Origin of the sequence: Yersinia canariae (assembly GCF_009831415.1) — a bacterium.
Taxonomy (GTDB): Bacteria; Pseudomonadota; Gammaproteobacteria; order Enterobacterales; family Enterobacteriaceae; genus Yersinia; species Yersinia canariae.
Genome location: NZ_CP043727.1, coordinates 3754351 through 3778971 on the forward strand (window position 1 = coordinate 3754351; position 24621 = coordinate 3778971).

Here is a 24621-nt window from a genome sequence, read left to right on the forward strand (position 1 = left end):
CGACAGTGAGTAAAGAATTTCTCTGAGATGTTTGTCAGCGGGCCAGTCCCCTGAGCCGATATTTAATACCAACAGAATGTAGCGACTCCGTAACTGGTGCGCATGCTCGGTCCGCCGAGAAGCCTTAAGGTTGCGACGCTGCGTTCACCTTGAACCATGGGTTCAAGGGTTACAGCCTGCGACGGCATCTCGGAGATCCCTTTCTAATCGTGTAACTTGTTTTTTCAGTTATCACGTTTGTGTTGATACAGGCAGTTTTCTACTTTTTTAAGTCAATAACATGCCTTTGAATCCGCAATATGCCCTTGAGCGGCAGAAAATTCGCAGTGACATTCGTGAGCGTCGGCGTCTTTTGACTCCCGAGCAACAACAGCACTCTGCTAATTCCGCGGCTAAACACATCGCTTCCCACAATAAAATTCAGCAGGCCAATACTGTTGCAGTATTTCTGTCTTTTGATGGAGAATTGAATACCACTCCGGTGATTGAATTATTGTGGCAGCAGAAAAAACGGGTTTATCTCCCTGTTCTCCACCCTTTCAGCCCCGGTAATCTGTTGTTTCTCCACTATCGTCCTGATAGCCAACTCATTCGCAATCGCTTGAAAATTCTAGAACCTCAATTAGACGTGCGCGATGTGCTGCCCTTAAATCAATTAGATGTGGTGATAACCCCGCTAGTGGCATTTGATAGCCTAGGGCAGCGTTTAGGGATGGGAGGGGGCTTCTATGACCGTACACTGCAAAACTGGCAGCAAGGTGGCCCCTATCCTCTTGGTCTGGCGCATGATTGCCAGCGGGTTGAGCACTTACCAAGTGAACATTGGGATGTGCCGTTGCCAGAGATTGTTACGCCGGAAAAAATCTGGCGATGGTGAGAAATAGCCCTTTAATATAAAAAAACACCCGCGACCAGATAGATAGCGGGTGCTCAGTCATTCAATACAGCGCTTATCAATAGAGCAAACGCGCGCGAATAGTCCCTGGAATTGCCTTCATCGCCTGCAATGCTTTTTCCGCATTCTCTGCATCATCAGTTTCAACATCGATAACGACATAACCGATGTCAGCGCTGGTTTGCAAATACTGCGCGGCAATATTGACGTTCTGCTCAGCAAAGATTTTGTTGATGCTGGTCAGGATACCTGGACGGTTCTCGTGGATGTGCAACAAACGGCGAGTATTGTCACCATGAGCGGGCAAAGAAACTTCCGGGAAGTTAACCGCAGACAGCGTTGAGCCGTTGTCGGAATACTTCGCCAGCTTGCCAGCCACTTCATCACCGATATTTTCCTGTGCTTCCTGAGTGGAACCACCGATATGCGGGGTCAATAACACATTATCAAACTCGCACAATGGTGAATTGAACGGGTCTTTGTTGGTCGCCGGCTCTTCAGGGAAAACATCAATTGCCGCGCCCGCCAAATGATTACTGGCCAATGCATCACACAACGCAGGAATATCAACGACCGTCCCGCGTGAAGCATTAATCAGCATCGCGCCCGGCTTCATCAGTGCCAATTGCTCAGGGCCAATCATATTCTTGGTGGAGTGATTTTCCGGCACATGCAGGCTAATCACATCACTCATATTCAGCAAATCAGACAGGTGACGAACCTGCTGCGCGTTCCCCAACGACAGTTTATTTTCAATATCGTAGAAGAATACTTTCATACCAACACTTTCCGCCAGAATACCCAGCTGAATACCAATATGACCATAACCAATGATACCCAGTTTCTTGCCACGGGCTTCATAGGAGCCTACCGCCAGCTTATTCCACTCGCCACGGTGTGCTTTGGCATTAGCAGACGGAATGCCCCGGAACATCAGCAGCAACTCGCCCAGTACCATTTCGGCTACCGAACGGGTATTGGAGAAAGGCGCATTGAATACTGGCACACCACGTTTGGTCGCCGCGTTTAAATCAACCTGATTAGTACCGATACAGAAACAGCCTACTGCAACTAATTTTTCTGCTGCAGCAAAAACTTCCTCGGACAGATGCGTGCGCGATCGGATCCCGATGAAGTGAGCATCACGAATAGATTCTTTCAGTGATTCGGTGTCTAAGGCACCTTTATGATATTCAATATTGCTATAACCGGCTGCACGCAGATTATCGACCGTGCTCTGGTGAACCCCTTCCACTAACAGAAACTTAATTCTGTCTTTCTCCAGTGATACTTTTGCCATGTCCCCGACCCTATTTTCAGACTTCAGATGTGGCTGCCGATATCGAATGAATCCGGTCAGCACCCTGTCAACATAACAAATATTACGCGGGCAGCAATACAAACGATTGCTTGCCTATCAGCAGAACAAATAGCGCAAGTGTTAATTTATGGAATAAAAAACTGGCGGAGAGAGAGTTAATGGCAGGTTAAGAAAATGAAATGAGAAAATGTGATATATATCACCAAATTTAACCATTTTAAGAAAAGATATTTAAAGACAAAAATTATCAGGGTGAAGTCAATAAACCACACCCTGAGCAAGGTTTAGTCGATCATTTCAGGACGACAGTCTTAACACCGTCGGCAGTACCAATCAATGCCACATCAGCACCACGATTGGCAAATAGCCCAACAGTGACAACCCCGGCGATACCATTAATTTTATTTTCTAACGCAATGGCATCCAAAATAGTCAGATTATGAACATCTAAAATAATGTTGCCATTATCAGTCACGACATTCTGACGATATTCAGGTAGCCCACCCAATTTGACCAGCTCGCGGGCGACATAAGAACGCGCCATTGGGATAACTTCGACCGGCAGCGGGAACTTACCCAACACACCGACCTGCTTAGAGGCATCGGCAATACAGATAAACTTACGAGCAATAGCCGCAATGATTTTCTCGCGAGTCAGTGCTGCACCGCCGCCTTTTATCATCTGCATTTGATCATTAATTTCATCAGCGCCATCGACATAGATATCCAACACATCGACTTCGTTGCAATCAAATACCTGAATGCCATAACTTTTTAGCTTGGCGGTAGAGGCGTCTGAGCTGGAAACTGCCCCTTCAATTTGATTTTTGATAGAGCCAAGGGCATCAATAAAATGTGCCGCAGTAGAGCCAGTGCCGACCCCCACGATAGTGCCGGGTTTAACATAATCTAATGCTGCCCAGCCCACTGCTTTTTTAAGTTCATCCTGAGTCATGGTATGTTCACGCCTTGATGTGAAAGAAAACCTGACGTCATTATAGAGCATATACGTGATAAAACATCGCAATAAAGCCCGCCTGCAAGGTGGTTAATTTTAGCTAGATCACAGTTATGTCGGTTTATTTGTGGCGAGCCTTGCGGCATTCCAACATAGAAAAATGCTCAAAATGTGGCATAGTGCGGTATTAACTTAAATATTTGGAGAGATGACTCCGATGAAACGCCCAGACTACCGTACGCTACAAGCGCTGGACGCGGTGATCCGTGAGCGCGGTTTTGAACGCGCTGCACAAAAGCTCTGTATCACCCAATCGGCGGTATCTCAGCGCATTAAGCAGTTGGAAAACCTGTTTGGTCAGCCGCTGTTGGTGCGCACTGTGCCCCCCCGACCAACGGAACAAGGGCAGAAATTGCTCGCCTTGCTGCATCAGGTTGAATTGCTGGAAGAAGAGTGGCTCGGCAATGATAACGGCGGGGATACTCCGCTATTGCTGTCATTGGCGGTCAACGCCGACAGCCTGGCAACTTGGCTATTACCGGCGTTAAAATCGGTATTGGTAGACTCCCCTATTCGGCTGAATTTACAAGTCGAAGATGAAACCCGAACTCAAGAACGGCTGCGCCGTGGTGAGGTTGTGGGCGCGGTCAGTATCCAACCTCAACCGCTTCCCAGCTGCTTAGTCGATCAACTCGGCGCACTGGATTATCTGTTTGTCGCATCCAAACCCTTTGCCGAACGTTACTTCCCCAATGGCGTGACCCGCTCAGCATTGCTGAAAGCGCCAGCGGTGGCTTTTGACCATTTGGATGATATGCATCAGGCGTTTTTGCAGCAAAATTTCGATTTATCGCCGGGGAGTGTGCCCTGCCATATCGTTAATTCGTCAGAAGCATTTGTGCAGTTGGCAAGGCAAGGCACCACCTGCTGTATGATCCCGCATCTGCAAATCGAAAAAGAGCTGGCATCCGGTGAGCTAATTAATCTGACGCCGGGGTTATTGCAGCGGCGAATGTTGTTCTGGCATCGATTTGCGCCAGAAAGCCGGACGATGAGGAAGGTTACTGACGCCCTGTTATCTTACGGGCGTCAGGTATTACGGCAAGACTAGCTTATTTAGCAGCAGTTGTCGGCGTGTTAGCACTGGTTTTCAGTTCAAACACGACATCAACTTGATCATCAAAATGGATGGTCTGCTGTTCGTAAGTTTGAGCAGCATCATTAGCTGGTGCGGCTTCAGCACTCTTGAACATGCGCGCTACCGGCATTGGCTGGTAGTTAGCGACATGATAGCGAATGCTGTAAACCGGCCCCAGTTTAACCTTAAATCCTTCGGCCAGAGACCCCGCCTGGCTAATGGCATTCTCGATAGCTTTTTTACGTGCTTGCTCACGGTAAGTCTCCGGATTAGCCACACCCAGTTCCACAGCACGAATCTCATTTAGGCCCGATTTTAGCGCCCCATCCAGTAACTCATTCAATTTATCAAGCTGGCGCAGTGTCACCTGAACCTGACGCACCGCACGGTAGCCTTTCAATACCGCCTCACCGGTTTTCTGGTAATCGTATTCAGGTTGGGTACGGATATTGGCAGCATTGATATCTTTTTTATCAATGCCACTTTTACGTAGGAAATCAAAATATTGCGCTACACGGGTATCCGCCTGCTTTTTAGCATCAGCCGCATCTTTGGCAGATACGCTGACTTCAATAGCAATAGTGGCGATATCTGGAGTCGCATCAACACTGGCGGTGCCGGAGGTGACAACATGCGGCCCTTCTGGCACTTCGGCGGCTTGAACTTGTAGCGCCAAAGGTAACGTCCCTAATCCCATCATTGCGGCCAAAGCCAATGTCTTCAACTTCACGGAGCCTCCTAAAATATGCATGACAAATAAATCTGTTGCCATTAGATAACCAGTGAATTCAATTAGTCACAAATATATTTGCAGTTAATTACACTCGTTGGCATCTCATTGACAAGGTGATTCATTCGCCGTCGGTAATCCTATTAACACATCAACCGTAGCATATCTTACGAAGCATGAGATTCAGATTAGTGATAAAAATTCACAGGTTTAATCCCTGTTGTGCCAACTGAAAAGCAATAAACCACATCACGCCGCCCACCAGCAAATTGATCACTCGCTGTGAGCTTGGGCGATTCAGCCATGGTGATAACCACGCCGCGAGGAGTGCCAGAGCAAAAAACCAGGTAACTGATGCACTCACCGCCCCCAAAGCAAACCAAGGCCGAACATCCGGTAATAACTGCCCTCCCAAGCTCCCCAGCACCACAAAGGTATCCAGATAGACATGCGGGTTAAGCCAGGTTACTGCTAATAGTGTGACGATGATGGGCCAGCGCCCCTGAGCACCCGCGCCAGCAGAGGATGAGGAATTCCCTCCCCGCCAGGCGGCTACCAGTGCTCCCCAGCCATACCACAACAAAAATGCCACTCCACCCCAAGTGACCAGTGCCAACAACAATGGTGAGCGGCTCAATAAAGCGCTGCCGCCAAAAATACCGGCGCAAATCAAGATGATGTCACTGAGAGCACAAAGTCCGGCGCTCATTAGGTGGTGTTGCCGCTTAATGCCCTGATTCATCACAAAAGCATTTTGTGGCCCAAGGGGTAAAATCATGGCGGCGCTGAGGGCAAAACCTTGCAAATAGACAGCTAACATACTGTTACCTTTAAATAATCCTCAGTATTGACCGAGGAAATAGGAAAGCGATTAGCTGCATATTACGGGGAGATAATCATCAGAGGAAATTGATATTTCTTATCAACTATAAGTAAAACTAATAATCAGCGAATAGAGGCGGGTGTGAGGGAAAAAAATGAGAGAAACGGGCCTAATAACAGCCCGTATCGACATCATTTATTTTTATGCTGGCGTATTAGATTCTGCAGTTGCGACCTGATGCAAATGCACATCCATCTGCGGGTAAGGAATACCGATTTTATTGGCATCCAGCGCGCGTTTGAAGTTCTCCATCAGATCCCAATACACATCCATTGCATCGCCATTGGTGGTCCAGACACGCACAGTGAAGTTTAATGACGAAGCCGCCATCTCATTCAGGCGCACGGTAACCCCCTTGTCATGCATGATGCGAGTATCAGCTGCAATGATGTCACCCAGCACTTTCTTCACTACATCAATATCAGCATCATAGGCAACGCCGATGACCATATCAGTACGGCGATTAGGTTCACGGCTTGTATTGATTATGTTGTTAGCAATAATTTTGCCATTCGGCACCACAATAATTTTGTCGTCAACAGTACGGAGAGTGGTTGAGAAAATCTGCACCTGTACCACAGTCCCGGCGACACCGCCCAGATCAACATACTCACCCGCTTTAAACGGACGGAAGGCCACTAGCAATACACCCGCAGCAAAGTTGGACAGTGAGCCTTGTAGCGCCAAACCCACAGCCAAACCGGCAGCACCAATGACCGCAATCACCGACGCGGTTTGTACCCCAAGACGGCCAAGCACTGCCACAATGGTAAAGGCCAGAATACTGTAGCGCGCCATGGCCGCCAGAAAATCAGCAACCGTGATATCAATACCACGTAATTTCATGACTCGGCCAAGCATGCCCGAAACGACCTTGGCAATGATCGAGCCGACAATCAGGATCAACAACGCCGCAACAAGATTGACGGCATATTGAATCAGTAAATCTTGATTATCAACAAACCAGGTACTGGCTTCATTGATGCTATCAACTACGTTTAGTTCTTCCATTTTAACCATCCTACAAAAAACTCCCCACAGGGGAGATTGCGCAAAAATCACCACCAATTGATGACTAATATGGCAGTCATACCTGCTTAGGGTAACGAACAATAGGATGTGTTGCCAATTTTGATAGTAATAAATAAATATCAAGACTCTTGCTTGAAGCTTTATCAGTAAGTTTTCAACTCATAGAAAAAACAGATTATTTATAGAATAAACATTGTCTGGAGAAATTTAGCATGAGGAGGTTAGGCCATCCCGTTCACTCATTAAGAGAAAAATTCATGCCGAGAATTAGACAACCCAACCTGACCCTCAACCTCAATCTGAATCTGAATCTGAATCTGAATCTGAATCCTATTAAAGATAGCCGGCCCAAAACAGACACCGAAAACCTACTCGAGTCACTGAAAAACCATCAGAAAGATTTAATATGGCAAGATAGCAGTCAAACAATAATAAAACAGGAATATCAAAGATATACAGACATCATCACACCGAAGGAAACCGCCATCATAGCACCCAATAATATTGCTCTACCCGCTAACCATATACGGCTAGGAACAGATAAAGGGGTGATACGTAGCCAGTATCCTACGGCTTCTGGCGTCGATGATTTTAAAGCGATGCTGGCAGAAAAACGCGTGACCTTAGTCGTCGTTATTGCTGATAACAATATGTTGGATAATCCATTCGGAACATATCAATCACCGCATCCGACTTATTTCAGACAGGGGGAAATTGAGAAAGACTTGATATCCTGGATACCAAAGCAAACAGATAATATTGATATTGACGCCTATGAGATGAAATTGAAAGATGCCAACAATAAAACAATACCAATAAATATCGTTCATATCAAAAACTGGCAAGATCATACTTCGTTCGACAAAGACGCGATACGGACATTAGCTGAAATGGTGACACAACTACACCAACTGGCACTTAATAACTTCAAAAAACAGGGCAGTCAAGCCGTTGATGCTGAGTGCAAAGCACTTCCAGTGATTCATTGTAGTGCTGGTGTTGGGCGTACCGGGCAACTTATCGCCGCGATGGAATTGACCAACCCAAAATCATCACAAAGCCTGGAATCAATAATTAAAACTCTGCGTGAACAAGGAGGGCCGGATATGGTGCAGACGGAAGATCAAATGAAGGCATTAATTGATTTAGCTGACATGGTTGGCAAGCCGTTATGGGCTAAAGACGAGCGAAGGTAAATAATTATCCATTTGTCGATAATGACATTTATGTATGCAAGACAGAGCCGATGACGAAAAAAGGCCCCGCAGGGCCTTTCATATCGTGTGAAGCAGTATCGAATTACAGAACGTCTTTCGCGTTCAATTCTTCAAATGCTTTTTCCAAACGAGCAATCATAGTCACCTGTGCAGCACGCAGCCATGCACGTGGATCGTAGAATTTCTTGTTAGGTTTGTCCGCGCCTTCTGGGTTACCCAGTTGGCCTTGCAGATAGCCTTCATTCTTTTTGTAGTAGTTCAGAATACCTTCCCACGTCGCCCATTGGGTGTCAGTGTCGATATTCATTTTCACTACGCCGTAGCTGACCGCTTCTTTGATTTCAGCAGCAGTAGAACCTGAACCACCATGGAACACGAAGTTCAGACTGTTGTGCGGCAGGTTGTGTTTCTTAGAAACATATTCCTGAGAGTCACGCAGAATAGTTGGGGTCAGTTTCACGTTACCTGGTTTGTAAACACCGTGTACGTTACCGAAAGAAGCCGCGATAGTGAAACGCGGGCTGATTGCGTTCAGTTTTTCGTAAGCATAATCAACATCTTGCGGCTGAGTGTACAGAGAAGATGCGTCCATGTGGCTATTGTCTACGCCATCTTCTTCACCACCGGTGCAACCCAGTTCGATTTCCAGTGTCATACCCAGTTTCGCCATGCGAGTCAGGTATTTGCTGCAAATTTCGATGTTTTCTTCCAGAGACTCTTCAGACAAGTCAATCATGTGAGAAGAGAACAGGGGTTTGCCAGTTGCAGCAAAGTGTTTCTCACCAGCATCCAACAAGCCGTCTAACCATGGCAGCAATTTCTTGGCGCAATGGTCGGTATGCAGAATAACTGGAACACCATAGTGCTCAGCCATTTGATGCACATGGTGGGCACCAGAAATAGCACCCAGAATAGCAGCGCCTTGACCTTCTGCTTTCACGCCTTTACCTGCGATAAATGCTGCACCACCGTTAGAGAACTGAACGATGACTGGCGCACGCACTTTGGCTGCTGTTTCCAGCACTGCGTTGATAGAGTCGGTGCCGACACAGTTAACTGCTGGCAGAGCAAAGTTGTTTTCTTTTGCTACTGCGAACACTTTCTGCACGTCATCACCTGTGATGACACCTGGTTTTACGAAATCAAAAATTTTAGACATGTAAGTTGTCCTGTTTCGTCGACTGAAGATAGCAGCTACCCGAGAGGATAGGCCCTAAATGTAAATCGGTTAAAGCGAAACGGGCGGCTCTCGCCCCCCGTTATCTAAATTACTGCTTAGCGCGCTCTTCCAGCATCACAACCGCTGGCAGTTTTTTCCCTTCTACGAACTCAAGGAAAGCACCGCCGCCAGTGGAGATATAGGAGATTTTGTCAGCAATACCGAACAAGTCGATTGCTGCCAGAGTGTCACCACCGCCTGCGATAGAGAATGCTTCACTCTCTGCAATGGCGCGAGCGACAATCTCGGTCCCTTTACGGAAGTTAGGGAACTCGAACACACCAACCGGGCCATTCCACAGAATGGTTTTGGCGTTTTTCAGGATCTCAGCCAGACGCTCCGCAGATTCGTCGCCCAAGTCCAGAATTTGCTCATCATCTTTGATTTGATCAGCAGGTTTCAATGTTGCAGCGGCAGTTTCAGAGAACTCAGTTGCAACACGCACATCTGTAGGAACAGGGATATCGCAAGTTTCCAGCAAGCGTTTTGCTTCTGGAATCAGGTCTGCTTCGTACAGCGATTTGCCAACATTGTGGCCTTGAGCGGCAACGAAGGTGTTCGCAATACCGCCACCAACAATCAGCTGGTCTGCAATTTTAGACAACGCACCCAGTACAGTTAGTTTGGTTGAAACTTTAGAACCGCCGACGATAGCAACCATTGGACGCGCTGGGTTACCCAGTGCTTTGCCCAAGGCTTCCAGTTCTGCTGACAACAGCGGGCCGGCACACGCGATAGGTGCAAATTTACCCACGCCGTGAGTAGAAGCTTGCGCGCGGTGAGCAGTACCAAAAGCATCCATCACATACACATCACACAGTGCGGCATATTTTTTGGACAGAGTTTCGTCGTCTTTCTTTTCGCCTTTGTTAAAGCGAACGTTTTCCAAAACAACCAACTCGCCAGCTGCAATTTCAACGCCGTCCAGATAATCTTTCGCCAGACGTACCGGAGCAGACAGTTTGTCTTTCAGGTAGTTAACTACTGGCAGCAAGGAGAACTCTTCGTTGTACTCGCCTTCGGTCGGGCGACCCAGGTGAGAGGTAACCATTACTTTAGCGCCTTGCTTCAGTGCCGCTTCAATTGTCGGCAGAGATGCACGGATACGCGCATCAGAAGTCACTTTGCCATCTTTTACCGGAACATTGAGGTCCGCACGGATCAGCACACGCTTACCAGCCAGATCCAGATCGGTCATCTTAATTACAGACATGGTGAATCCTCTTGTTGATTCTCTTTAAAGTTGCATAAGCTGCACATTAACGCTGATATAACCGCAATAAATGGCGGAAAATCAATACGTTATCATGCCATACTAGAAACCACTTTTGGCCATCGCCAATGTCGTATCCAACATTCTATTGGCGAAACCCCATTCGTTATCGCACCATACCAACGTCTTAATCAGGTGCTGCCCACTGACTCGCGTCTGAGTGCAATCAACAATCGCACTGTGCGGATCATGGTTAAAATCCGTCGACACCAATGGTAATTCCGTATAGTCAACTATACCACGAAATGAACCTCTTGCTGCCTTTTGCAAAAGCTGGTTAACCTCAGTCACGCCAACCGGGCTTGTCACGCTGACGCTTAGATCAATAGCCGTTACGTTGATAGTTGGCACCCGTACCGAGATGGCCTCAAACCTGTCACAAAACTTCGGAAAAATACGGGTAATCCCTGCCGCCAATTTAGTATCAACGGGAATAATTGACTGACTTGCTGCTCGGGTACGGCGTAAATCCTGATGATAAGCATCAATAACAGGCTGATCATTCATTGATGAATGAATGGTGGTGACAGTGCCGGATTCGATACCATAAGCCACATCCAGCAACTGAATAATAGGAATAATACAGTTCGTGGTACAGGACGCGTTGGAAACAATTCGGTGCTCTGCCTGTAAATCTTGATGGTTGACACCATAAACCACCGTAGCATCCAAATCATGTCCACCGGGATGGGCAAACAGCACCTTTTTGGCACCGGAGGTTAAATGCGCCTCGCCATCTGCACGGCTGCCATACACACCGCTGCAATCCAGAACAATATCAATTCCTAACTCACCCCAAGGTAACTGCCCAATCTCTGGCTGATGTATCAGCCGGATAATATCGTCCCCGACGTATAATTTGTCACATTCCTGACGAACATCCCAGGCAAACCGCCCATGGCTGGAGTCATACTTCAACAGATGGGCCATCCCTTCTGCATTAGCCAACTCATTAATCGCAACGACTGAAATCTCTGCCCGACGACCTGATTCATACAATGCGCGTAAAACGCTACGGCCAATACGGCCAAAACCATTTATCGCTATGCGGATTGTCATGTTACTCCCTGTTTCTGGTTATTATCATGCAACCCCATAGCGTACTTCAGCGCACCCTAAGATGTTAATCGTCTTATCACAATTCAGCCAGAATACTCCCGGTTTTTTCCTCAGCGAAATAAACTGAAAAGGAAAACAAATCATGACTGAAACGCTTCAGCCAGAATAAACCAAACCAATCATAAAAGGAATATCTGCCTGATAAAGGGCACAATTCATCCATCAATTGGCGAAAAAAAAGACCGCCGAAGCGGTCTTTTAACAGGTCAGTCACTGGGACTATCATCACCGTTTACAGTGATTCATAGCATTGGCAACGTCATACTGTTTTAACAAAAATTATTTCAACAGCGCCTGAGCTTTTGCCACCACGTTTTCTACGGTGAAACCAAACTCTTTGAACAGCAATTCAGCTGGAGCAGATTCACCAAAGCTGTGCATCCCCACCACTGCGCCATTCAGGCCAACATATTTGTACCAATAATCTGCAATGCCGGCTTCTACTGCAACTCGCGCGCTAACAGCAGATGGCAATACAGACTCACGGTAAGCCGCATCTTGTTTGTCGAATGCATCAGTTGATGGCATAGACACAACGCGCACTTTGCGGCCTGCGGCTGTCAATTGATCGGCTGCTGCAACCGCCAGTTCAACTTCAGAACCCGTGGCAATAAAGATCAACTCTGGCTGACCCGCGCAATCTTTCAGCACGTAAGCGCCTTTAGAGATATTGGCTAGCTGCTCAGCAGTACGTGGCTGTTGTGCCAGGTTCTGACGAGAGAAGATAAGCGCGCTTGGGCCATCTTTACGTTCCAATGCATACTGCCATGCTACCGCAGACTCAACCTGATCACATGGACGCCAAGTGCTCATGTTTGGTGTCACACGCAAGCTTGCCATCTGCTCAACTGGCTGATGGGTTGGGCCATCCTCACCCAGACCGATAGAGTCATGGGTATAAACGAAGATGCTACGGATTTTCATCAGTGCAGCCATGCGCACCGCGTTACGAGCATATTCCACAAACATCAGGAAGGTTGCGCCGTAAGGGATAAAACCACCGTGCAGAGCAATACCATTCATGATTGCGGACATACCAAACTCACGCACACCGTAGTGAATGTAGTTACCCGCCAAGTCTTCGCTCAGAGATTTAGAGCCAGACCAGATAGTCAGGTTGCTTGGTGCCAGGTCGGCAGAGCCGCCGAGGAATTCAGGCAACACTTTACCGAAAGCTTCCAGCGCATTTTGTGATGCTTTACGGCTAGCAATTTTGGCAGGGTTTGCTTGTAATTCTTCGATGAATTTCTTAGATTCAGCCGCCCAATTAGCGGGCAGTTCACCGCTGACGCGGCGTTTGAATTCAGCAGCCAGTTCTGGATGCGCTTTAGCATAAGCGGCGAACTTCTCATTCCAGGCAGCTTCTTTCGCCTTACCCGCTTCTTTAGCATCCCACGCGGCATAGATATCCTGTGGAATTTCGAATGCCGGGTATTTCCAGCCCAATGCTTCACGGGTCGCGGCAACTTCATCTGCACCTAATGGTGCGCCGTGTGAATCATGGGTGCCGGCTTTCTTCGGTGAACCAAAACCGATAATGGTTTTACATATCAGCAGTGATGGTTTGTCGGTCACTTTGTGGGCTTCTTCGATGGCCGCTTTGATGGAATCAGCGTTATGACCATCAACACCACGAACCACATGCCAGCCGTAAGCTTCAAAACGGGCTGCAGTATCATCAGTGAACCAGCCTTCAACGTGGCCGTCGATGGAGATACCGTTGTCATCATAGAATGCAGTCAGTTTACCCAGCTTCATGGTACCAGCCAGGGAGCAAACTTCATGAGAGATGCCTTCCATCATGCAACCATCGCCCATAAAGGCATAGGTGTGATGATCAACAACATCATGGCCAGGGCGGTTAAATTGCGCGCCCAGAGTGCGTTCTGCAATTGCAAAACCCACGGCATTGGCAATGCCCTGACCCAATGGGCCGGTGGTGGTTTCTACGCCAGCGGTATAACCATATTCAGGGTGACCTGGCGTTTTAGAGTGTAATTGGCGGAAATTTTTCAGTTCTTCCATCGGCAGATCATAGCCAGTGAGATGCAGCAGGCTATAGATCAACATGGAGCCGTGACCATTCGACAAGACGAAACGGTCGCGATCAGCCCAGTGTGGATTGGTTGGATTATGGTTCAGGTAATCACGCCATAGAACTTCGGCAATATCTGCCATGCCCATAGGGGCGCCGGGGTGGCCGGAATTCGCTTTTTGCACTGCGTCCATGCTTAGTGCGCGGATCGCGTTGGCAAGCTCTTTACGAGAGGACATGTTTTACTCCAGGTCGGATTAAAAAAAGCGTTCAAGGTTACCATTTTCTCAGACTCAGCATTGAAACGGCAATCACTAAAACCAAATGAGCTATAACTTCCATATTTATAACCAATGGAATCTGCTGATTTTCAGAATAAAGCTATAGCTGTAACGTTCGAGGCACGTTAACCTCGCAACGTTTTTAGCCACACAATGAGTCAATCGGGCACTCGGCGGGCTGAAACTGTCATAGATTTCGGGCAAGACCTATTGCCGACAGAGTAGAACAACTGCCGTCGATTCAACAGCTATTAATGCAATAGTTAACAAGAATGTGATAGTCATTGTTAGCACATGGTCATAAATAGATAATTGCGTCTAATGCGTTATCGTCATACATAGAAATGCCCTATTCACTGATAAAAATGGCATAACCACAGGAATAAAGTGTTATGAAAATTCGTACGTCAATGATTGCACTGAGCCTTACGGCATTACTTAGCGGCTGCCAGAATATGAACACCGATGGCTTGATGCAGTCCGGCGCTCAAGCTTTTCAGGCGGCAACCCTGAGTGATGCTGATGTAAAAAACCTCAGTGAGAAATCTTGTGCGGAAATGGATCAAAAAGCACAGATAGCCTCCGCAGACAGCGCCTATGGCAAACGCCTGGCAAAAATTTCGGCTGCATTAGGCGATAATATCAATGGGACGCCAGCTAACTATAAGGTTTACGTCACTAAAGATGTCAATGCTTGGGCAATGGCAAATGGTTGCATCCGTGTTTACAGTGGCCTGATGGACATGATGACGGACAATGAAGTCGAAGGAGTTCTCGGCCATGAGATGGGACACGTCGCATTAGGGCATACCCGCAAGGCCATGCAAGTCGCTTATGGCACCACTGCCCTGCGCACTGCTGCGGCATCCGCCGGTGGTGTTGCCGGGCAACTTTCCCAGTCCCAGTTAGCCGATATTGGTGAGAAATTAGTTAACGCCCAGTTCTCACAAAAACAAGAAAGTGAAGCGGATGATTACTCATTCGATCTGCTGAAAAAACGCGGTATTGACCCAAACGGTTTGGTCACCAGCTTCGAAAAATTAGCCACCATGGAAGCAGGCCGCACCAGCAGCATGTTTGATGACCACCCGTCCTCACAGGCCCGCGCCGACCATATCCGCCAGCGTATCGCTACAGAAAAATAATACTCAGCACCAATATCATCTATAAATACAAACGCCCCTCAATGGGGGCGTGAGTTCTATAACTGAACTTGATGATAGCCGTTACTCACTCCCACCGGCCAAATTAACTTCGATCTGATCACCATTGATCCGCACGGGATAGGTGTTTAAATCGCGATCTCCGGGTTCCCGCAAGCATTGGCCGGTTCGGATATCAAACAGTGCGCCATGCAATGGGCATTCAACCGTTTCACCATCAACGAACCCCTGGCTTAATAAGGCATTGGCATGGGGACAAATATCTTCCATCGCGAAATATTCCCCATCAACCAGATAGATACCAATCCTTTTTCCCTCGGCTTGGGCTGAGAAGGGAAAGTCCGGTTTGACGTAATTTACTTTACAGATGCTTAACCACCCCATTTAATCGCTCCCACATACCAACATGATAAAGATAAAAATCATTAATATTAGTGTGGTTGAGATTGGCTTAATCGCCAATGGAGACAGGATATAAACAAAAGGGCAAACCTGAGTTTGCCCTTAAAGTGAGATTAATCAGCGGTTAATACTTACTCATCTTCAAGATAAGTATAACCGTACAGGCCAGCTTCAAACTCTTCCATAAACTGAGCTTGTAACTCGGTGTCGAGATCGGTTTCTTTCACTTGATCAGAGAACTGCTTTAGTAACTTCTCTGGGTTCAATTGAACATATTCCAGCATATCCGCGACGGTATCACCTTCGTCAGTCTGTTCAAACTCAACCGTGCCATCAGGGAAGACATACACATCTACGGCCGCAGTATCACCGAATAGATTATGCATATTGCCCAGAATTTCCTGATAGGCTCCGACCATAAAGAAGCCCAGCAGCGGTGGATTCTCTGCATCATACGGCGGCATTGGCATAGTGGTTGCTACCCCATCGCCATCAATATAGTGATCAATAGTGCCGTCAGAGTCACAAGTGATATCCAACAAGACCGCCCGGCGCTCAGGCGGCTTATCTAACCCTTCCAATGGCAAGACCGGGAAGAGTTGATCAATACCCCACGCATCCGGCATTGATTGGAACAATGAGAAATTGACATACAGCTTGTCAGCCATACGTTCTTGCAGCTCATCAATGATAGGTCGGTGAGCACGATTGCTCGGATCCAGCTGTTTTTGGATCTCATTGCAGATACTTAGATACAGCTCTTCGGCCCATGCACGTTGGGTCAATTCCAACATGCCGTGAGCATACTGAGTGTGAACATCATGCAAGTCCATTTGGCTATCGTGCAGCCATTCGCGCAAAGAACGGCGATTTTCCGGCTCTTGCATTTCCAGCCACGTGTCCCACAAGCTTTCCAGTGCGCGCGGCGCATCAGCAGCCGGTGGTTGTGGCTCGTTGAACTCATTGCGTTCTACACCGATAACATTGGAAACCAGCACAGTATGGTGTGCGGTAACTGCGCGACCTGATTCCGTAATCACTGTAGGGTGCGGCAAACCGTGCTCATTACAAGCATCACCGATACCCCAGATAACGTTATTCGCATATTCATTCAGGCCATAGTTAACTGAGCAATCTGATTGGGAGCGCGTCCCTTCGTAATCTACGCCTAAACCGCCACCCACATCGAAGCACTGAATATTGACACCCAGTTTGTGTAGCTCCACATAGAAACGGGCAGATTCGCGCACGCCGGTGGAGATATCACGGATGTTGGAAAGCTGAGAACCTAAATGGAAGTGCAATAATTGCAGGCTTTCCAGACTGTTAGCTTCACGCAGCATATCAACCAACTGCAATACCTGAGTCGCAGACAAGCCAAATTTGGACTTCTCGCCACCGCTGGCCTGCCATTTGCCGGAGCCTTGTGATGCCAGACGCGCACGAACACCCAAGCGCGGTACAACATTCAGGCGCTCAGCTTCTTCCAGTACCATTTTGATTTCTGACATCTTTTCGATAACCAGATAAACCTTATGGCCCAGTTTTTCGCCAATCAATGCCAGACGGATATATTCACGGTCTTTATAACCGTTACAGACGATAACTGAGCGGGTCATCCCGGCATGCGCCAAAACAGCCATCATTTCCGCTTTAGAACCTGCTTCCAGCCCTAAAGGTTCACCGGAATTGACCAGTGACTCAATAACCCGACGATGCTGGTTTACTTTAATCGGGTAAACCAGGAAATAATCACCTTCATAGCCAAACGACTCACGCGCACGTTTAAATGCACCATTAATTGAGCGCAGGCGATGCTGCAAAATTTGTGGGAAACAGAATAACGCGGGCAAACGTTGCCCCTGCTCAAGCTGCATTCTTTTGACCAGTTGCGCCAGATCGACACGCGCCTCACGAACATCCGGATCAGGGCAAACACTGATATGACCCAGTTCATTGACGTCATAATAGTTGCCACCCCAGTAGGCGACGTTATACGTGCTCAGCATCTTGCTGGCATTACGATCATTCATGGCAACCTCCTGCATGGAGCGTAAAGAAACATGTGCGCCCGCAGCTGACGGACGGCCAATCAAGTTATCATCAGACATAATTCGCCTCTATTGCGATACTGACGATAAAGTCAGCCACTATCGCAGCTACAACCTGCAAGGACAACCCGCGTGAATGCCAAATTGGCAGAATATTGCACTAGAAAGCGCAATCCACGAGCGGCTTATCTCAGCTATTCATTACCCAAAACAGGGTAAAACACGTTTAAATGTAAAATACGTTTGACTGTAAATACGTATTGAGATTTTGTGAATCGGATTAGCCGTAAAGTCGTCAGGCCAGTCGGATTCAGTGCTTCAGGCAGTGATTAACCCGCCCGCGAATCCTGAGTCGCACCCATGTGGGTATAACATCGGGTTGATGGTGTACAAGAAAGGAAGGTTGCAAGGGGAGATTGAACGTCAGAACGACGCAGCTGTTGATGAGCAGCAACCAGTAGACAACGGATCATTAATCCAACCACCTCCACGCATGCCGTTCATAGTGAACGGACAAGACTTTATTAATAGACAATTTAGGTAACAGTTTGATGACGCCGCTTTTAAATGCCCGCCTGCTGGTCAGCGCCCCTGAAGACTGAGAGCCACAACTGAGTGCAAAACACTAAAAATCTAACAATGAGCTAATGTCATCTTCTGCCATTTTCATCATTGCGTATCAAATAAGCTGCGCGCGCAGTTTATACCTATAACGCGCGCAAAATGCAAAATGAAAATAGCGTGTAACTGTATCAAGCGGTAAATAAACTGATCAGCAACCAAAGGAAGAAATATCTTGATGCAAAAAGGGCTGGCGTTAATAGCAAAAGCTGACCTAAAATAGACGTCCAGATGTTAATACATCCATCCATTTTAATTGCTAGAATGTCTGCTGCGCTATAATTATGGCGGACTTCTAAAGGGATAGACTGCTAAAGGCTTTGCCTAAAGGGGCGTTGTAAAGCGCAACGCAACAAAAGGCCCATTCAAATAGCGGCTCTAGTTGCTTGACTTCAATGCTATGCAGTGACTTTTCACTTGTATTCAAGGTAAAGAAAACAATGGCTAAACACCTATTTACATCGGAATCTGTTTCTGAAGGGCATCCGGATAAAATTGCTGACCAGATTTCAGATGCGGTACTTGACGCAATTCTTGAGCAAGATCCAAAAGCACGTGTTGCCTGCGAGACCTATGTCAAAACGGGTATGGTATTGGTTGGTGGCGAAGTCACCACTAACGCATGGGTAGATATCGAAGAAATTACCCGTCGTACTGTGCGCGAAATCGGTTATGTAAATTCTGAGATGGGTTTTGACGCCAACTCTTGCGCCGTTTTAAGTGCGATTGGTAAACAGTCTCCTGATATCAACCAAGGTGTTGACCGTGCGAACCCACTGGAGCAAGGTGCGGGCGACCAAGGTTTGATGTTCGGTTACGCCACCAACGAAACTAGCGTTTTAATGCCCGCGCCGATTACCTATGCTCACCGTTTGGTGGCTCGTCAGGCCGCAGTGCGTAAAAATGGCACTTTGCCATGGCTGCGTCCGGATGCAAAAAGCCAGGTTACCTTCCAATATGACGACGGTAAAATTGTCGGTATTGATGCGGTCGTTCTGTCAACTCAGCATTCCGAAGACATCAGTCAGAAAGAGTTGCATGAAGCGGTGATGGAAGAAATCATCAAGCCAGTTCTGCCTGCCGAGTGGATAACCGCTGGCACTAAATACTTTATTAACCCAACAGGCCGTTTCGTTATCGGTGGCCCAATGGGGGACTGTGGTCTGACGGGTCGTAAGATTATCGTGGATACCTACGGCGGTATGGCACGTCATGGCGGTGGCGCATTCTCAGGTAAAGATCCCTCTAAAGTTGACCGTTCCGCCGCTTATGCAGCCCGTTATGTTGCTAAAAATATCGTCGCCGCGGGCCTGGCAGATCGCTGTGAGATTCAGGTGTCTTACGCCATTGGTGTTGCAGAACCAACTTCTATCATGGTGGAAGGCTTTGGTACTGAGAAGATCCCTGCGGATCAACTGACCGCTCTGGTACGTGAGTTCTTCGACTTGCGCCCATATGGCTTGATTGAAATGCTGGATTTGTTGCATCCAATCTATCGCAAAACCGCCGCTTATGGTCACTTTGGTCGTGAAGAATTCCCTTGGGAAAAAACCGACAGAGCCGCCCAATTGCGTGATGCTGCGGGCCTGAAATAAGTTCCAGCCGGTAAATTCTGAATAGTAAAACCCCGCCTGGCGGGGTTTTTTTATGCTTTCCTTTTTAAGGATTGCCGATAATGCTCAATAAGGCTAAATAGCGCCATGCCCGCCACCATCGCGGCGACGAAGATAACGCCTTTGTACATTCCAGCCCCCAGCAGCACCAAAGCAGGCCCTGGGCATATCCCCGCCAAGCCCCAGCCGATACCAAATAATAAGCTGCCGCCGATTAAACGCCGATCAAGGCGAGTGGAGCTTGGCAATTGGAGCGGTTTTCCCAGCAAGCTGGTTTTACGTCTTTTAGCCCAAGCAAAACCTATCATGGCAACCGCCACCGCAGCAGCCATCACCAATGCCAGCGAAGGGTCCCACTGACCACCAATATCAAGAAAACCAAGCACTTTAGCCGGATTCGCCATGCCAGCCACTATCAGGCCCAGCCCAAAAATTAGCCCCGCTAACAACGAAAAAAGTAAATTCATATTGCTTTCCTATCGGCTAAACGAATAGATGGCGAACAAGCCATACTGTGGCAAAGCCGGTAAACATAAAACTCAGTGTCGCGAGCAATGAACGCTGTGAAAAACGCGCCAATCCACAGACACCATGCCCACTGGTGCAACCCGCGCCATAGCGAGTACCAACCCCCACTAACAATCCGGCGATGATCAAAACAGGCAAATCAGCATCAATCTGAATCACCGGCAGGGCAGCAAAAAAAGAGTAAATCAACGGAGCAATCATCAGACCAATGATAAAAACGACACGCCACGAGATATCGCCGGCTTTTGGTGTTAATAATCCCCCTAAAATGCCACTAATACCGGCGATACGCCCATTCCAAAACCATAAAACTGTCACTGCAATGCCCAATAGTGCCCCGCCTATCAGTGCACTGTAGGGGGTGAAATTAGCCCAATCTATGGTCATGCGCCCTCCTTCTCTTGTGGGCAATAAAGCTGGTATAGCACCTCAAGCAGCGCCAATACTTTGCCATCAGCGATTGAATAAAATATTCGTTTCCCCTCTCGACGGGTATTCACCAGCCCATCGCTGCGCAACACTCCAAGCTGCTGTGAGAGTGTCGGCTGGCGAATGCCTAATGCATCCTCCAGTTCACTGACCGCCTTTTCACCCTGGCTCAATTGACACAGTAGGAGCAGCCGATCCTCATTGGCCAATATTCGCAGCACGTCACAAGCTTGCCCTGCCGCGTATCTCATCAGATCCATACTGATTGTTTTGCCGTTATTCATACGCATCTCTGATATTAGAATTTCATTATATAACTTAATATTATATATTTTTATATAATGATCAACTGAAAATAGCCTGCTTAGCGGCTTGCATATGGGTATCTGCCGTTTTATTCTTCCGCAATATGAGTTCATTAAGAATCCCTATCGCGCTACAGCAAGCCGTTATGCGCTGTCTGCGTCATAAATTGCAGCTGGCGAATCAGCATCTTGGCACCGACTATCCGGAGCCAAAAATCAACTATCATCAACGTGGCACTAGCGCGGGCAGCGCTTATCTACAATCTTTCGAAATTCGCCTCAATCCCATATTACTATTGGAAAATCAGCAGCCTTTTATTGATCAAGTTGTGCCCCACGAACTGGCGCATTTGCTGGTCTATCGCCAATTTGGCCGGGTGGCACCTCACGGTCAAGAATGGCGCTGGATGATGGAACAGGTGCTGCAAGTCCCGGCCAGCCGTACTCATCAGTTTGCAGTGACCACGGTGCGCAGTAAGACTTTCAATTATCAGTGTAAATGCCAACAACACGCCTTAACTATTCGCCGTCACAATAAAGTGCAACGCGGCGAGAGTGAGTACCGCTGCCGCGAATGTGGCGAAAAACTACAATTTGTAGCAGTAAAAAACTATTAGAGATACTTGTTACTTGTTATAAAACAGCAAGTTAACTTGCCATCCATAACTATTATCTATAATCTGCCAGCTTTTCATCATCGGGCTGTTTTGAGATATGTTACGCAAGCTTCTGTTTCTGTTGGTTTCATCCTTCCCCCTGTTCCCGCTATCCGGCTACAGCCAAAGCATCAACAACTTTTCTCAAGCCAAAGCGGTTGCGGCGAAAATCAATCAAGATGCGCCCGGTAGTTTTTATTGTGGGTGCAAGATTGACTGGCAAGGTAAAAAAGGGATTCCAGACCTCAAAAGTTGCGGCTATCAACCACGGAAAAATGCCCAACGAGCAGCACGAATTGAATGGGAACATGTCGTCCCGGCCTGGCAATTTGGCCACCAGCGCCAATGCTGGCAACAAGGTGGGCGCAAAAATTGTGCGAAAGATCCGGTCTATCGGCAGATAGAAACTGATTTGCATAATCTACAACCTGCCATTGGCGAAGTGAATGGTGACCGCAATAACTTTATGTATTCCCAATGGAACGGTGGCGGCGGCCAATATGGCCAGTGTGACATGAAAGTCGACTTCAAAAGTAAGCTGGCAGAGCCACCAGCACGCGCACGGGGTGCTATAGCGCGGACTTACTTTTATATGCGCGACCAATACCAGCTGCGGCTCTCCAGCCAACAAAGCAAGTTGTTCGAAGTGTGGAATCGCCAATACCCGGTGACAAACTGGGAGTGTTTGCGTGATGAGCAGGTGGCAAAAGCGCAAGGGAATCATAACCCTTATGTACAACGGGCTTGCCAGCAGCAAAAAGGCTAATCTAGTATACTGGTCAAAGTTTTCGTTTCAGGACTCAAACAACTCATGCGCATACCTCGCATTTATCACCCGCAACCTTTGCAGGCCAATACCGAATTGGCACTCAGTGATGAAGCAGCCAATCATGTTGGCCGCGTACTGAGGATGACTGAAGGCCAAAACCTGCAATTATTTGATGGCAGTAATCAGGTTTTCGCGGCTGAAATCATCCGAGTGGATAAAAAAAACCTGATTATCCGGCTTGCACAAGGGCAATCAGAAGACCGCGAATCCCCCTTGAATCTGCATTTGGGGCAGGTGATTTCCCGTGGGGAAAAAATGGAGTTTACTGTCCAGAAATCCATTGAACTGGGTGTCAATGTGATTACTCCGCTGTTTTCTGAGCGCTGCGGCGTTAAGCTGGATGGCGAGCGCCTGGCGAAGAAAATTCAGCAATGGCAAAAAATTGCAATTGCAGCTTGCGAACAATGCGGGCGCAATAAGCTCCCTGAGATCCGCGAAGCAATGCAGTTATCCGAATGGTGCGCTGAAGAAGATGACAGCCTGAAGTTGAATCTGCATCCCCGCGCCAGCAACAGCATTAATACCCTCCCCTCGTCACTCAACAAAGTGCGTTTGTTGATTGGCCCGGAAGGCGGCCTTTCTGCCGATGAAATTGCCATGACCGCGAACCTTGGATTTACTGATATCCTGCTAGGGCCGCGAGTTCTGCGTACCGAAACTACCGCCCTGACCGCCATCACAGCTTTGCAGGTGCGGTTTGGCGACCTGGGATAAAATTCGTTCCCATTAGGAGAGAATAATGATCAAGCTCGGCATCGTAATGGACCCAATCTCGTCCATTAATATCAAGAAAGACTCCAGCTTCGCTATGCTATTGGAAGCGCAGCGCCGTGGTTGGGAACTGCATTACATGGAGATGGGCGACCTTTACTTGCGTGGGGGTGATGGCCGTGCCCGTACCCGCCTGCTGAGTGTGAAACACGACAAAGACGACTGGTTCAGTTTTGGCGCAGAGCAAGACCTGCCACTGCATGATCTTGATGTTATTTTGATGCGCAAAGACCCGCCATTTGATACTGAATTCATCTACGCCACCTATATCCTGGAACGCGCGGAAGATAAAGGTACTTTAGTGGTGAATAAACCGCAGAGCCTACGCGATTGTAACGAAAAGCTGTTTACAGCATGGTTCCCAGAATTAACCCCGGATACACTGGTCAGCCGCAGTAAAGAACATATCCGCAAGTTCCATCAGGAACATGGCGATATCATTTTGAAACCCTTGGATGGTATGGGCGGCACCTCAATATTTCGCGTGAAGCAGGATGACCCTAACGTGTCAGTTATCATTGAAACCCTGACTGAACTGGGCAGCCGATTCTGTATGGCGCAGAACTTCCTACCGGCCATTAAAGAGGGTGATAAACGCGTCTTGGTGGTTGATGGCGAACCCGTACCTTACTGCCTGGCGCGTATCCCGGCACAAGGCGAAACCCGTGGTAATTTGGCGGCTGGTGGCCGTGGCGAAGCCCGCCCACTTAGCGAAAGTGACTGGAAAATTGCCCGTGCCGTTGCACCTGTGCTGAAACAAAAAGGTTTAATTTTTGTCGGCTTAGATATCATTGGCGATCGCCTAACGGAAATTAACGTTACCAGCCCAACCTGTATTCGCGAAATTGAAGCCGCTTTTACGGATGTTTCGATTACTGGCATGCTGATGGATGCTATTGAAGTGCGTCTGGCGAATAAATAAACCAGACTCGCGCCCCAAAGTCATTGAAGTTGCAGGTAGGCAGCAAGAGAACAAATCCCGATGAGCTGACTCACGTCAGTGATTCGGGTGAATGAGCGCAGCTAACAACCCTGCGGCTTCAAGCATAAACAGTCACCCCAAAGTCATTGAAGTTGCAGGTAGGCAGCAAGAGAACAAATCCCGATGAGCTGACCCACGTCAGTGATTCGGGTGAGTGAGCGCGGCTAACA

24 protein-coding genes and 1 other RNA gene are annotated in these 24621 nt (G+C 47.9%); 10 read left to right on the plus strand and 15 right to left on the minus strand.

Going from position 1 to position 24621, the window contains the following annotated elements; translation table 11 throughout:
* Nucleotides 1–16 precede the first annotated feature (16 nt).
* Nucleotides 17–200: non-coding RNA, 6S RNA (gene ssrS, locus F0T03_RS17300), on the plus strand.
* 80 nt (nucleotides 201–280) lie between these two features.
* Nucleotides 281–877, plus strand: a complete 597-nt coding sequence (locus F0T03_RS17305; RefSeq protein WP_159679701.1) for a 5-formyltetrahydrofolate cyclo-ligase — start codon at nucleotides 281–283, stop codon at nucleotides 875–877.
* Between the two features lie 76 nt (nucleotides 878–953).
* Here F0T03_RS17305 and serA read toward each other — a convergent pair whose 3' ends face one another.
* Nucleotides 954–2195: a phosphoglycerate dehydrogenase gene (gene serA / locus F0T03_RS17310; RefSeq protein ID WP_145553123.1), complete on the minus strand. Its 1242-nt coding sequence runs from the start codon at nucleotides 2193–2195 to the stop codon at nucleotides 954–956.
* Between the two features lie 313 nt (nucleotides 2196–2508).
* A complete protein-coding gene (gene rpiA / locus F0T03_RS17315; protein WP_145553125.1) occupies nucleotides 2509–3171 on the minus strand; it encodes a ribose-5-phosphate isomerase RpiA in 663 nt (220 codons plus the stop codon).
* A gap of 220 nt (nucleotides 3172–3391) precedes the next feature.
* Here rpiA and F0T03_RS17320 point away from each other — a divergent pair, with 220 nt between their 5' ends.
* Nucleotides 3392–4285 carry a LysR family transcriptional regulator ArgP gene (locus F0T03_RS17320; protein ID WP_145553127.1) on the plus strand — a complete coding sequence of 298 codons (894 nt, stop codon included), beginning with the start codon at nucleotides 3392–3394 and terminating at the stop codon, nucleotides 4283–4285.
* A 1-nt stretch (nucleotide 4286) separates the two neighbouring features.
* On the opposite strand, the gene F0T03_RS17325 is transcribed toward F0T03_RS17320, so the two are convergent.
* The 3 genes from F0T03_RS17325 to mscS all read right to left on the minus strand — a co-directional run bounded on the left by F0T03_RS17325 (nucleotide 4287) and on the right by mscS (nucleotide 6936).
* On the minus strand, nucleotides 4287–5042 hold the full coding sequence (locus F0T03_RS17325; RefSeq protein ID WP_145553129.1) for an oxidative stress defense protein: 756 nt from the start codon (nucleotides 5040–5042) through the stop codon (nucleotides 4287–4289).
* 202 nt (nucleotides 5043–5244) lie between these two features.
* Entirely contained in the window at nucleotides 5245–5862 is a 618-nt protein-coding gene (gene argO / locus F0T03_RS17330; RefSeq protein ID WP_159679703.1) for an arginine exporter ArgO, read from the minus strand.
* Nucleotides 5863–6066: 204 nt separating this feature from the next.
* Nucleotides 6067–6936, minus strand: coding sequence for a small-conductance mechanosensitive channel MscS (gene mscS, locus F0T03_RS17335; protein ID WP_159679705.1), 870 nt, complete (start codon nucleotides 6934–6936; stop codon nucleotides 6067–6069).
* Nucleotides 6937–7214: 278 nt separating this feature from the next.
* On the opposite strand from mscS, the gene F0T03_RS17340 reads away from it, so the two are divergent.
* Entirely contained in the window at nucleotides 7215–8153 is a 939-nt protein-coding gene (locus F0T03_RS17340) for a protein-tyrosine phosphatase family protein (RefSeq protein ID WP_159679708.1), read from the plus strand.
* Nucleotides 8154–8256: 103 nt separating this feature from the next.
* On the opposite strand, the gene fbaA is transcribed toward F0T03_RS17340, so the two are convergent.
* The 4 genes from fbaA to tkt form a co-directional block, all read right to left on the minus strand.
* Entirely contained in the window at nucleotides 8257–9333 is a 1077-nt protein-coding gene (fbaA, locus tag F0T03_RS17345; protein ID WP_145553135.1) for a class II fructose-bisphosphate aldolase, read from the minus strand.
* A gap of 109 nt (nucleotides 9334–9442) precedes the next feature.
* Nucleotides 9443–10606 (minus strand): phosphoglycerate kinase, encoded by a 1164-nt coding sequence (gene pgk, locus F0T03_RS17350; protein ID WP_145553137.1) that lies wholly within the window; start codon nucleotides 10604–10606, stop codon nucleotides 9443–9445.
* 102 nt (nucleotides 10607–10708) lie between these two features.
* A complete protein-coding gene (gene epd, locus F0T03_RS17355; RefSeq protein ID WP_145553139.1) occupies nucleotides 10709–11725 on the minus strand; it encodes an erythrose-4-phosphate dehydrogenase in 1017 nt (338 codons plus the stop codon).
* Between the two features lie 339 nt (nucleotides 11726–12064).
* Entirely contained in the window at nucleotides 12065–14059 is a 1995-nt protein-coding gene (tkt, locus tag F0T03_RS17360; RefSeq protein WP_159679710.1) for a transketolase, read from the minus strand.
* 434 nt (nucleotides 14060–14493) lie between these two features.
* Between tkt and loiP the strand changes: the two genes are divergently transcribed.
* The gene (loiP, locus tag F0T03_RS17365; protein ID WP_159679712.1) at nucleotides 14494–15246 is read left to right on the plus strand and encodes a metalloprotease LoiP; all 753 of its coding nucleotides are present in this window, start codon (nucleotides 14494–14496) and stop codon (nucleotides 15244–15246) included.
* 81 nt (nucleotides 15247–15327) lie between these two features.
* On the opposite strand, the gene F0T03_RS17370 is transcribed toward loiP, so the two are convergent.
* The 3 genes from F0T03_RS17370 to F0T03_RS21945 all read right to left on the minus strand — a co-directional run bounded on the left by F0T03_RS17370 (nucleotide 15328) and on the right by F0T03_RS21945 (nucleotide 18190).
* The gene (locus tag F0T03_RS17370; protein WP_159679714.1) at nucleotides 15328–15648 is read right to left on the minus strand and encodes a non-heme iron oxygenase ferredoxin subunit; all 321 of its coding nucleotides are present in this window, start codon (nucleotides 15646–15648) and stop codon (nucleotides 15328–15330) included.
* A gap of 149 nt (nucleotides 15649–15797) precedes the next feature.
* On the minus strand, nucleotides 15798–17777 hold the full coding sequence (speA, locus tag F0T03_RS17375; RefSeq protein WP_145553150.1) for a biosynthetic arginine decarboxylase: 1980 nt from the start codon (nucleotides 17775–17777) through the stop codon (nucleotides 15798–15800).
* A gap of 269 nt (nucleotides 17778–18046) precedes the next feature.
* Nucleotides 18047–18190 (minus strand): hypothetical protein, encoded by a 144-nt coding sequence (locus F0T03_RS21945; protein ID WP_155409025.1) that lies wholly within the window; start codon nucleotides 18188–18190, stop codon nucleotides 18047–18049.
* A 588-nt stretch (nucleotides 18191–18778) separates the two neighbouring features.
* On the opposite strand from F0T03_RS21945, the gene metK reads away from it, so the two are divergent.
* Nucleotides 18779–19933, plus strand: coding sequence for a methionine adenosyltransferase (metK, locus tag F0T03_RS17380; RefSeq protein ID WP_145553152.1), 1155 nt, complete (start codon nucleotides 18779–18781; stop codon nucleotides 19931–19933).
* A gap of 50 nt (nucleotides 19934–19983) precedes the next feature.
* Here metK and F0T03_RS17385 read toward each other — a convergent pair whose 3' ends face one another.
* Genes F0T03_RS17385 through F0T03_RS17395 form a run of 3 tightly spaced genes read right to left on the minus strand, consistent with a single transcriptional unit; the run spans nucleotide 19984 to nucleotide 21192 of the window.
* On the minus strand, nucleotides 19984–20418 hold the full coding sequence (locus F0T03_RS17385) for a DUF6691 family protein (RefSeq protein ID WP_145553154.1): 435 nt from the start codon (nucleotides 20416–20418) through the stop codon (nucleotides 19984–19986).
* 16 nt (nucleotides 20419–20434) lie between these two features.
* Nucleotides 20435–20866, minus strand: a complete 432-nt coding sequence (locus F0T03_RS17390; protein ID WP_159679716.1) for a YeeE/YedE family protein — start codon at nucleotides 20864–20866, stop codon at nucleotides 20435–20437.
* Nucleotides 20863–21192, minus strand: a complete 330-nt coding sequence (locus tag F0T03_RS17395) for an ArsR/SmtB family transcription factor (RefSeq protein WP_162526973.1) — start codon at nucleotides 21190–21192, stop codon at nucleotides 20863–20865. Before F0T03_RS17395 ends, F0T03_RS17390 begins: the two co-directional genes overlap by 4 nt.
* A gap of 125 nt (nucleotides 21193–21317) precedes the next feature.
* On the opposite strand from F0T03_RS17395, the gene F0T03_RS17400 reads away from it, so the two are divergent.
* From F0T03_RS17400 to gshB, 4 genes are all read left to right on the plus strand, one after another.
* On the plus strand, nucleotides 21318–21830 hold the full coding sequence (locus F0T03_RS17400; protein ID WP_145553158.1) for a SprT family zinc-dependent metalloprotease: 513 nt from the start codon (nucleotides 21318–21320) through the stop codon (nucleotides 21828–21830).
* A 97-nt stretch (nucleotides 21831–21927) separates the two neighbouring features.
* Complete coding sequence (endA, locus tag F0T03_RS17405; protein WP_159679718.1) at nucleotides 21928–22635, plus strand: deoxyribonuclease I; 708 nt, start codon at nucleotides 21928–21930, stop codon at nucleotides 22633–22635.
* Nucleotides 22636–22680: 45 nt separating this feature from the next.
* Complete coding sequence (gene rsmE, locus F0T03_RS17410; RefSeq protein ID WP_159679720.1) at nucleotides 22681–23412, plus strand: 16S rRNA (uracil(1498)-N(3))-methyltransferase; 732 nt, start codon at nucleotides 22681–22683, stop codon at nucleotides 23410–23412.
* A 25-nt stretch (nucleotides 23413–23437) separates the two neighbouring features.
* Entirely contained in the window at nucleotides 23438–24391 is a 954-nt protein-coding gene (gene gshB, locus F0T03_RS17415) for a glutathione synthase (RefSeq protein WP_145553164.1), read from the plus strand.
* The last annotated feature ends 230 nt before the right edge of the window (nucleotides 24392–24621 follow it).

Bases quoted from the DNA above. Each gene is read 5' to 3' on its own strand.
- serA (WP_145553123.1), bottom strand. From the start codon at position 2,195: ATGGCAAAAGTATCACTGGAGAAAGACAGAATTAAGTTTCTGTTAGTG.
- metK (WP_145553152.1), top strand. From the start codon at position 18,779: ATGGCTAAACACCTATTTACATCGGAATCTGTTTCTGAAGGGCATCCG.
- gshB (WP_145553164.1), top strand. From the start codon at position 23,438: ATGATCAAGCTCGGCATCGTAATGGACCCAATCTCGTCCATTAATATC.
- rpiA (WP_145553125.1), bottom strand. From the start codon at position 3,171: ATGACTCAGGATGAACTTAAAAAAGCAGTGGGCTGGGCAGCATTAGAT.
- F0T03_RS17370 (WP_159679714.1), bottom strand. From the start codon at position 15,648: ATGGGGTGGTTAAGCATCTGTAAAGTAAATTACGTCAAACCGGACTTT.
- loiP (WP_159679712.1), top strand. From the start codon at position 14,494: ATGAAAATTCGTACGTCAATGATTGCACTGAGCCTTACGGCATTACTT.
- F0T03_RS17305 (WP_159679701.1), top strand. From the start codon at position 281: ATGCCTTTGAATCCGCAATATGCCCTTGAGCGGCAGAAAATTCGCAGT.
- F0T03_RS17385 (WP_145553154.1), bottom strand. From the start codon at position 20,418: ATGAATTTACTTTTTTCGTTGTTAGCGGGGCTAATTTTTGGGCTGGGC.
- F0T03_RS17395 (WP_162526973.1), bottom strand. From the start codon at position 21,192: ATGAATAACGGCAAAACAATCAGTATGGATCTGATGAGATACGCGGCA.
- endA (WP_159679718.1), top strand. From the start codon at position 21,928: ATGTTACGCAAGCTTCTGTTTCTGTTGGTTTCATCCTTCCCCCTGTTC.
- F0T03_RS17400 (WP_145553158.1), top strand. From the start codon at position 21,318: ATGAGTTCATTAAGAATCCCTATCGCGCTACAGCAAGCCGTTATGCGC.
- F0T03_RS17340 (WP_159679708.1), top strand. From the start codon at position 7,215: ATGCCGAGAATTAGACAACCCAACCTGACCCTCAACCTCAATCTGAAT.
- F0T03_RS17320 (WP_145553127.1), top strand. From the start codon at position 3,392: ATGAAACGCCCAGACTACCGTACGCTACAAGCGCTGGACGCGGTGATC.
- rsmE (WP_159679720.1), top strand. From the start codon at position 22,681: ATGCGCATACCTCGCATTTATCACCCGCAACCTTTGCAGGCCAATACC.
- mscS (WP_159679705.1), bottom strand. From the start codon at position 6,936: ATGGAAGAACTAAACGTAGTTGATAGCATCAATGAAGCCAGTACCTGG.
- speA (WP_145553150.1), bottom strand. From the start codon at position 17,777: ATGTCTGATGATAACTTGATTGGCCGTCCGTCAGCTGCGGGCGCACAT.
- epd (WP_145553139.1), bottom strand. From the start codon at position 11,725: ATGACAATCCGCATAGCGATAAATGGTTTTGGCCGTATTGGCCGTAGC.
- tkt (WP_159679710.1), bottom strand. From the start codon at position 14,059: ATGTCCTCTCGTAAAGAGCTTGCCAACGCGATCCGCGCACTAAGCATG.
- pgk (WP_145553137.1), bottom strand. From the start codon at position 10,606: ATGTCTGTAATTAAGATGACCGATCTGGATCTGGCTGGTAAGCGTGTG.
- F0T03_RS17390 (WP_159679716.1), bottom strand. From the start codon at position 20,866: ATGACCATAGATTGGGCTAATTTCACCCCCTACAGTGCACTGATAGGC.
- F0T03_RS21945 (WP_155409025.1), bottom strand. From the start codon at position 18,190: ATGATCCGTTGTCTACTGGTTGCTGCTCATCAACAGCTGCGTCGTTCT.
- argO (WP_159679703.1), bottom strand. From the start codon at position 5,862: ATGTTAGCTGTCTATTTGCAAGGTTTTGCCCTCAGCGCCGCCATGATT.
- fbaA (WP_145553135.1), bottom strand. From the start codon at position 9,333: ATGTCTAAAATTTTTGATTTCGTAAAACCAGGTGTCATCACAGGTGAT.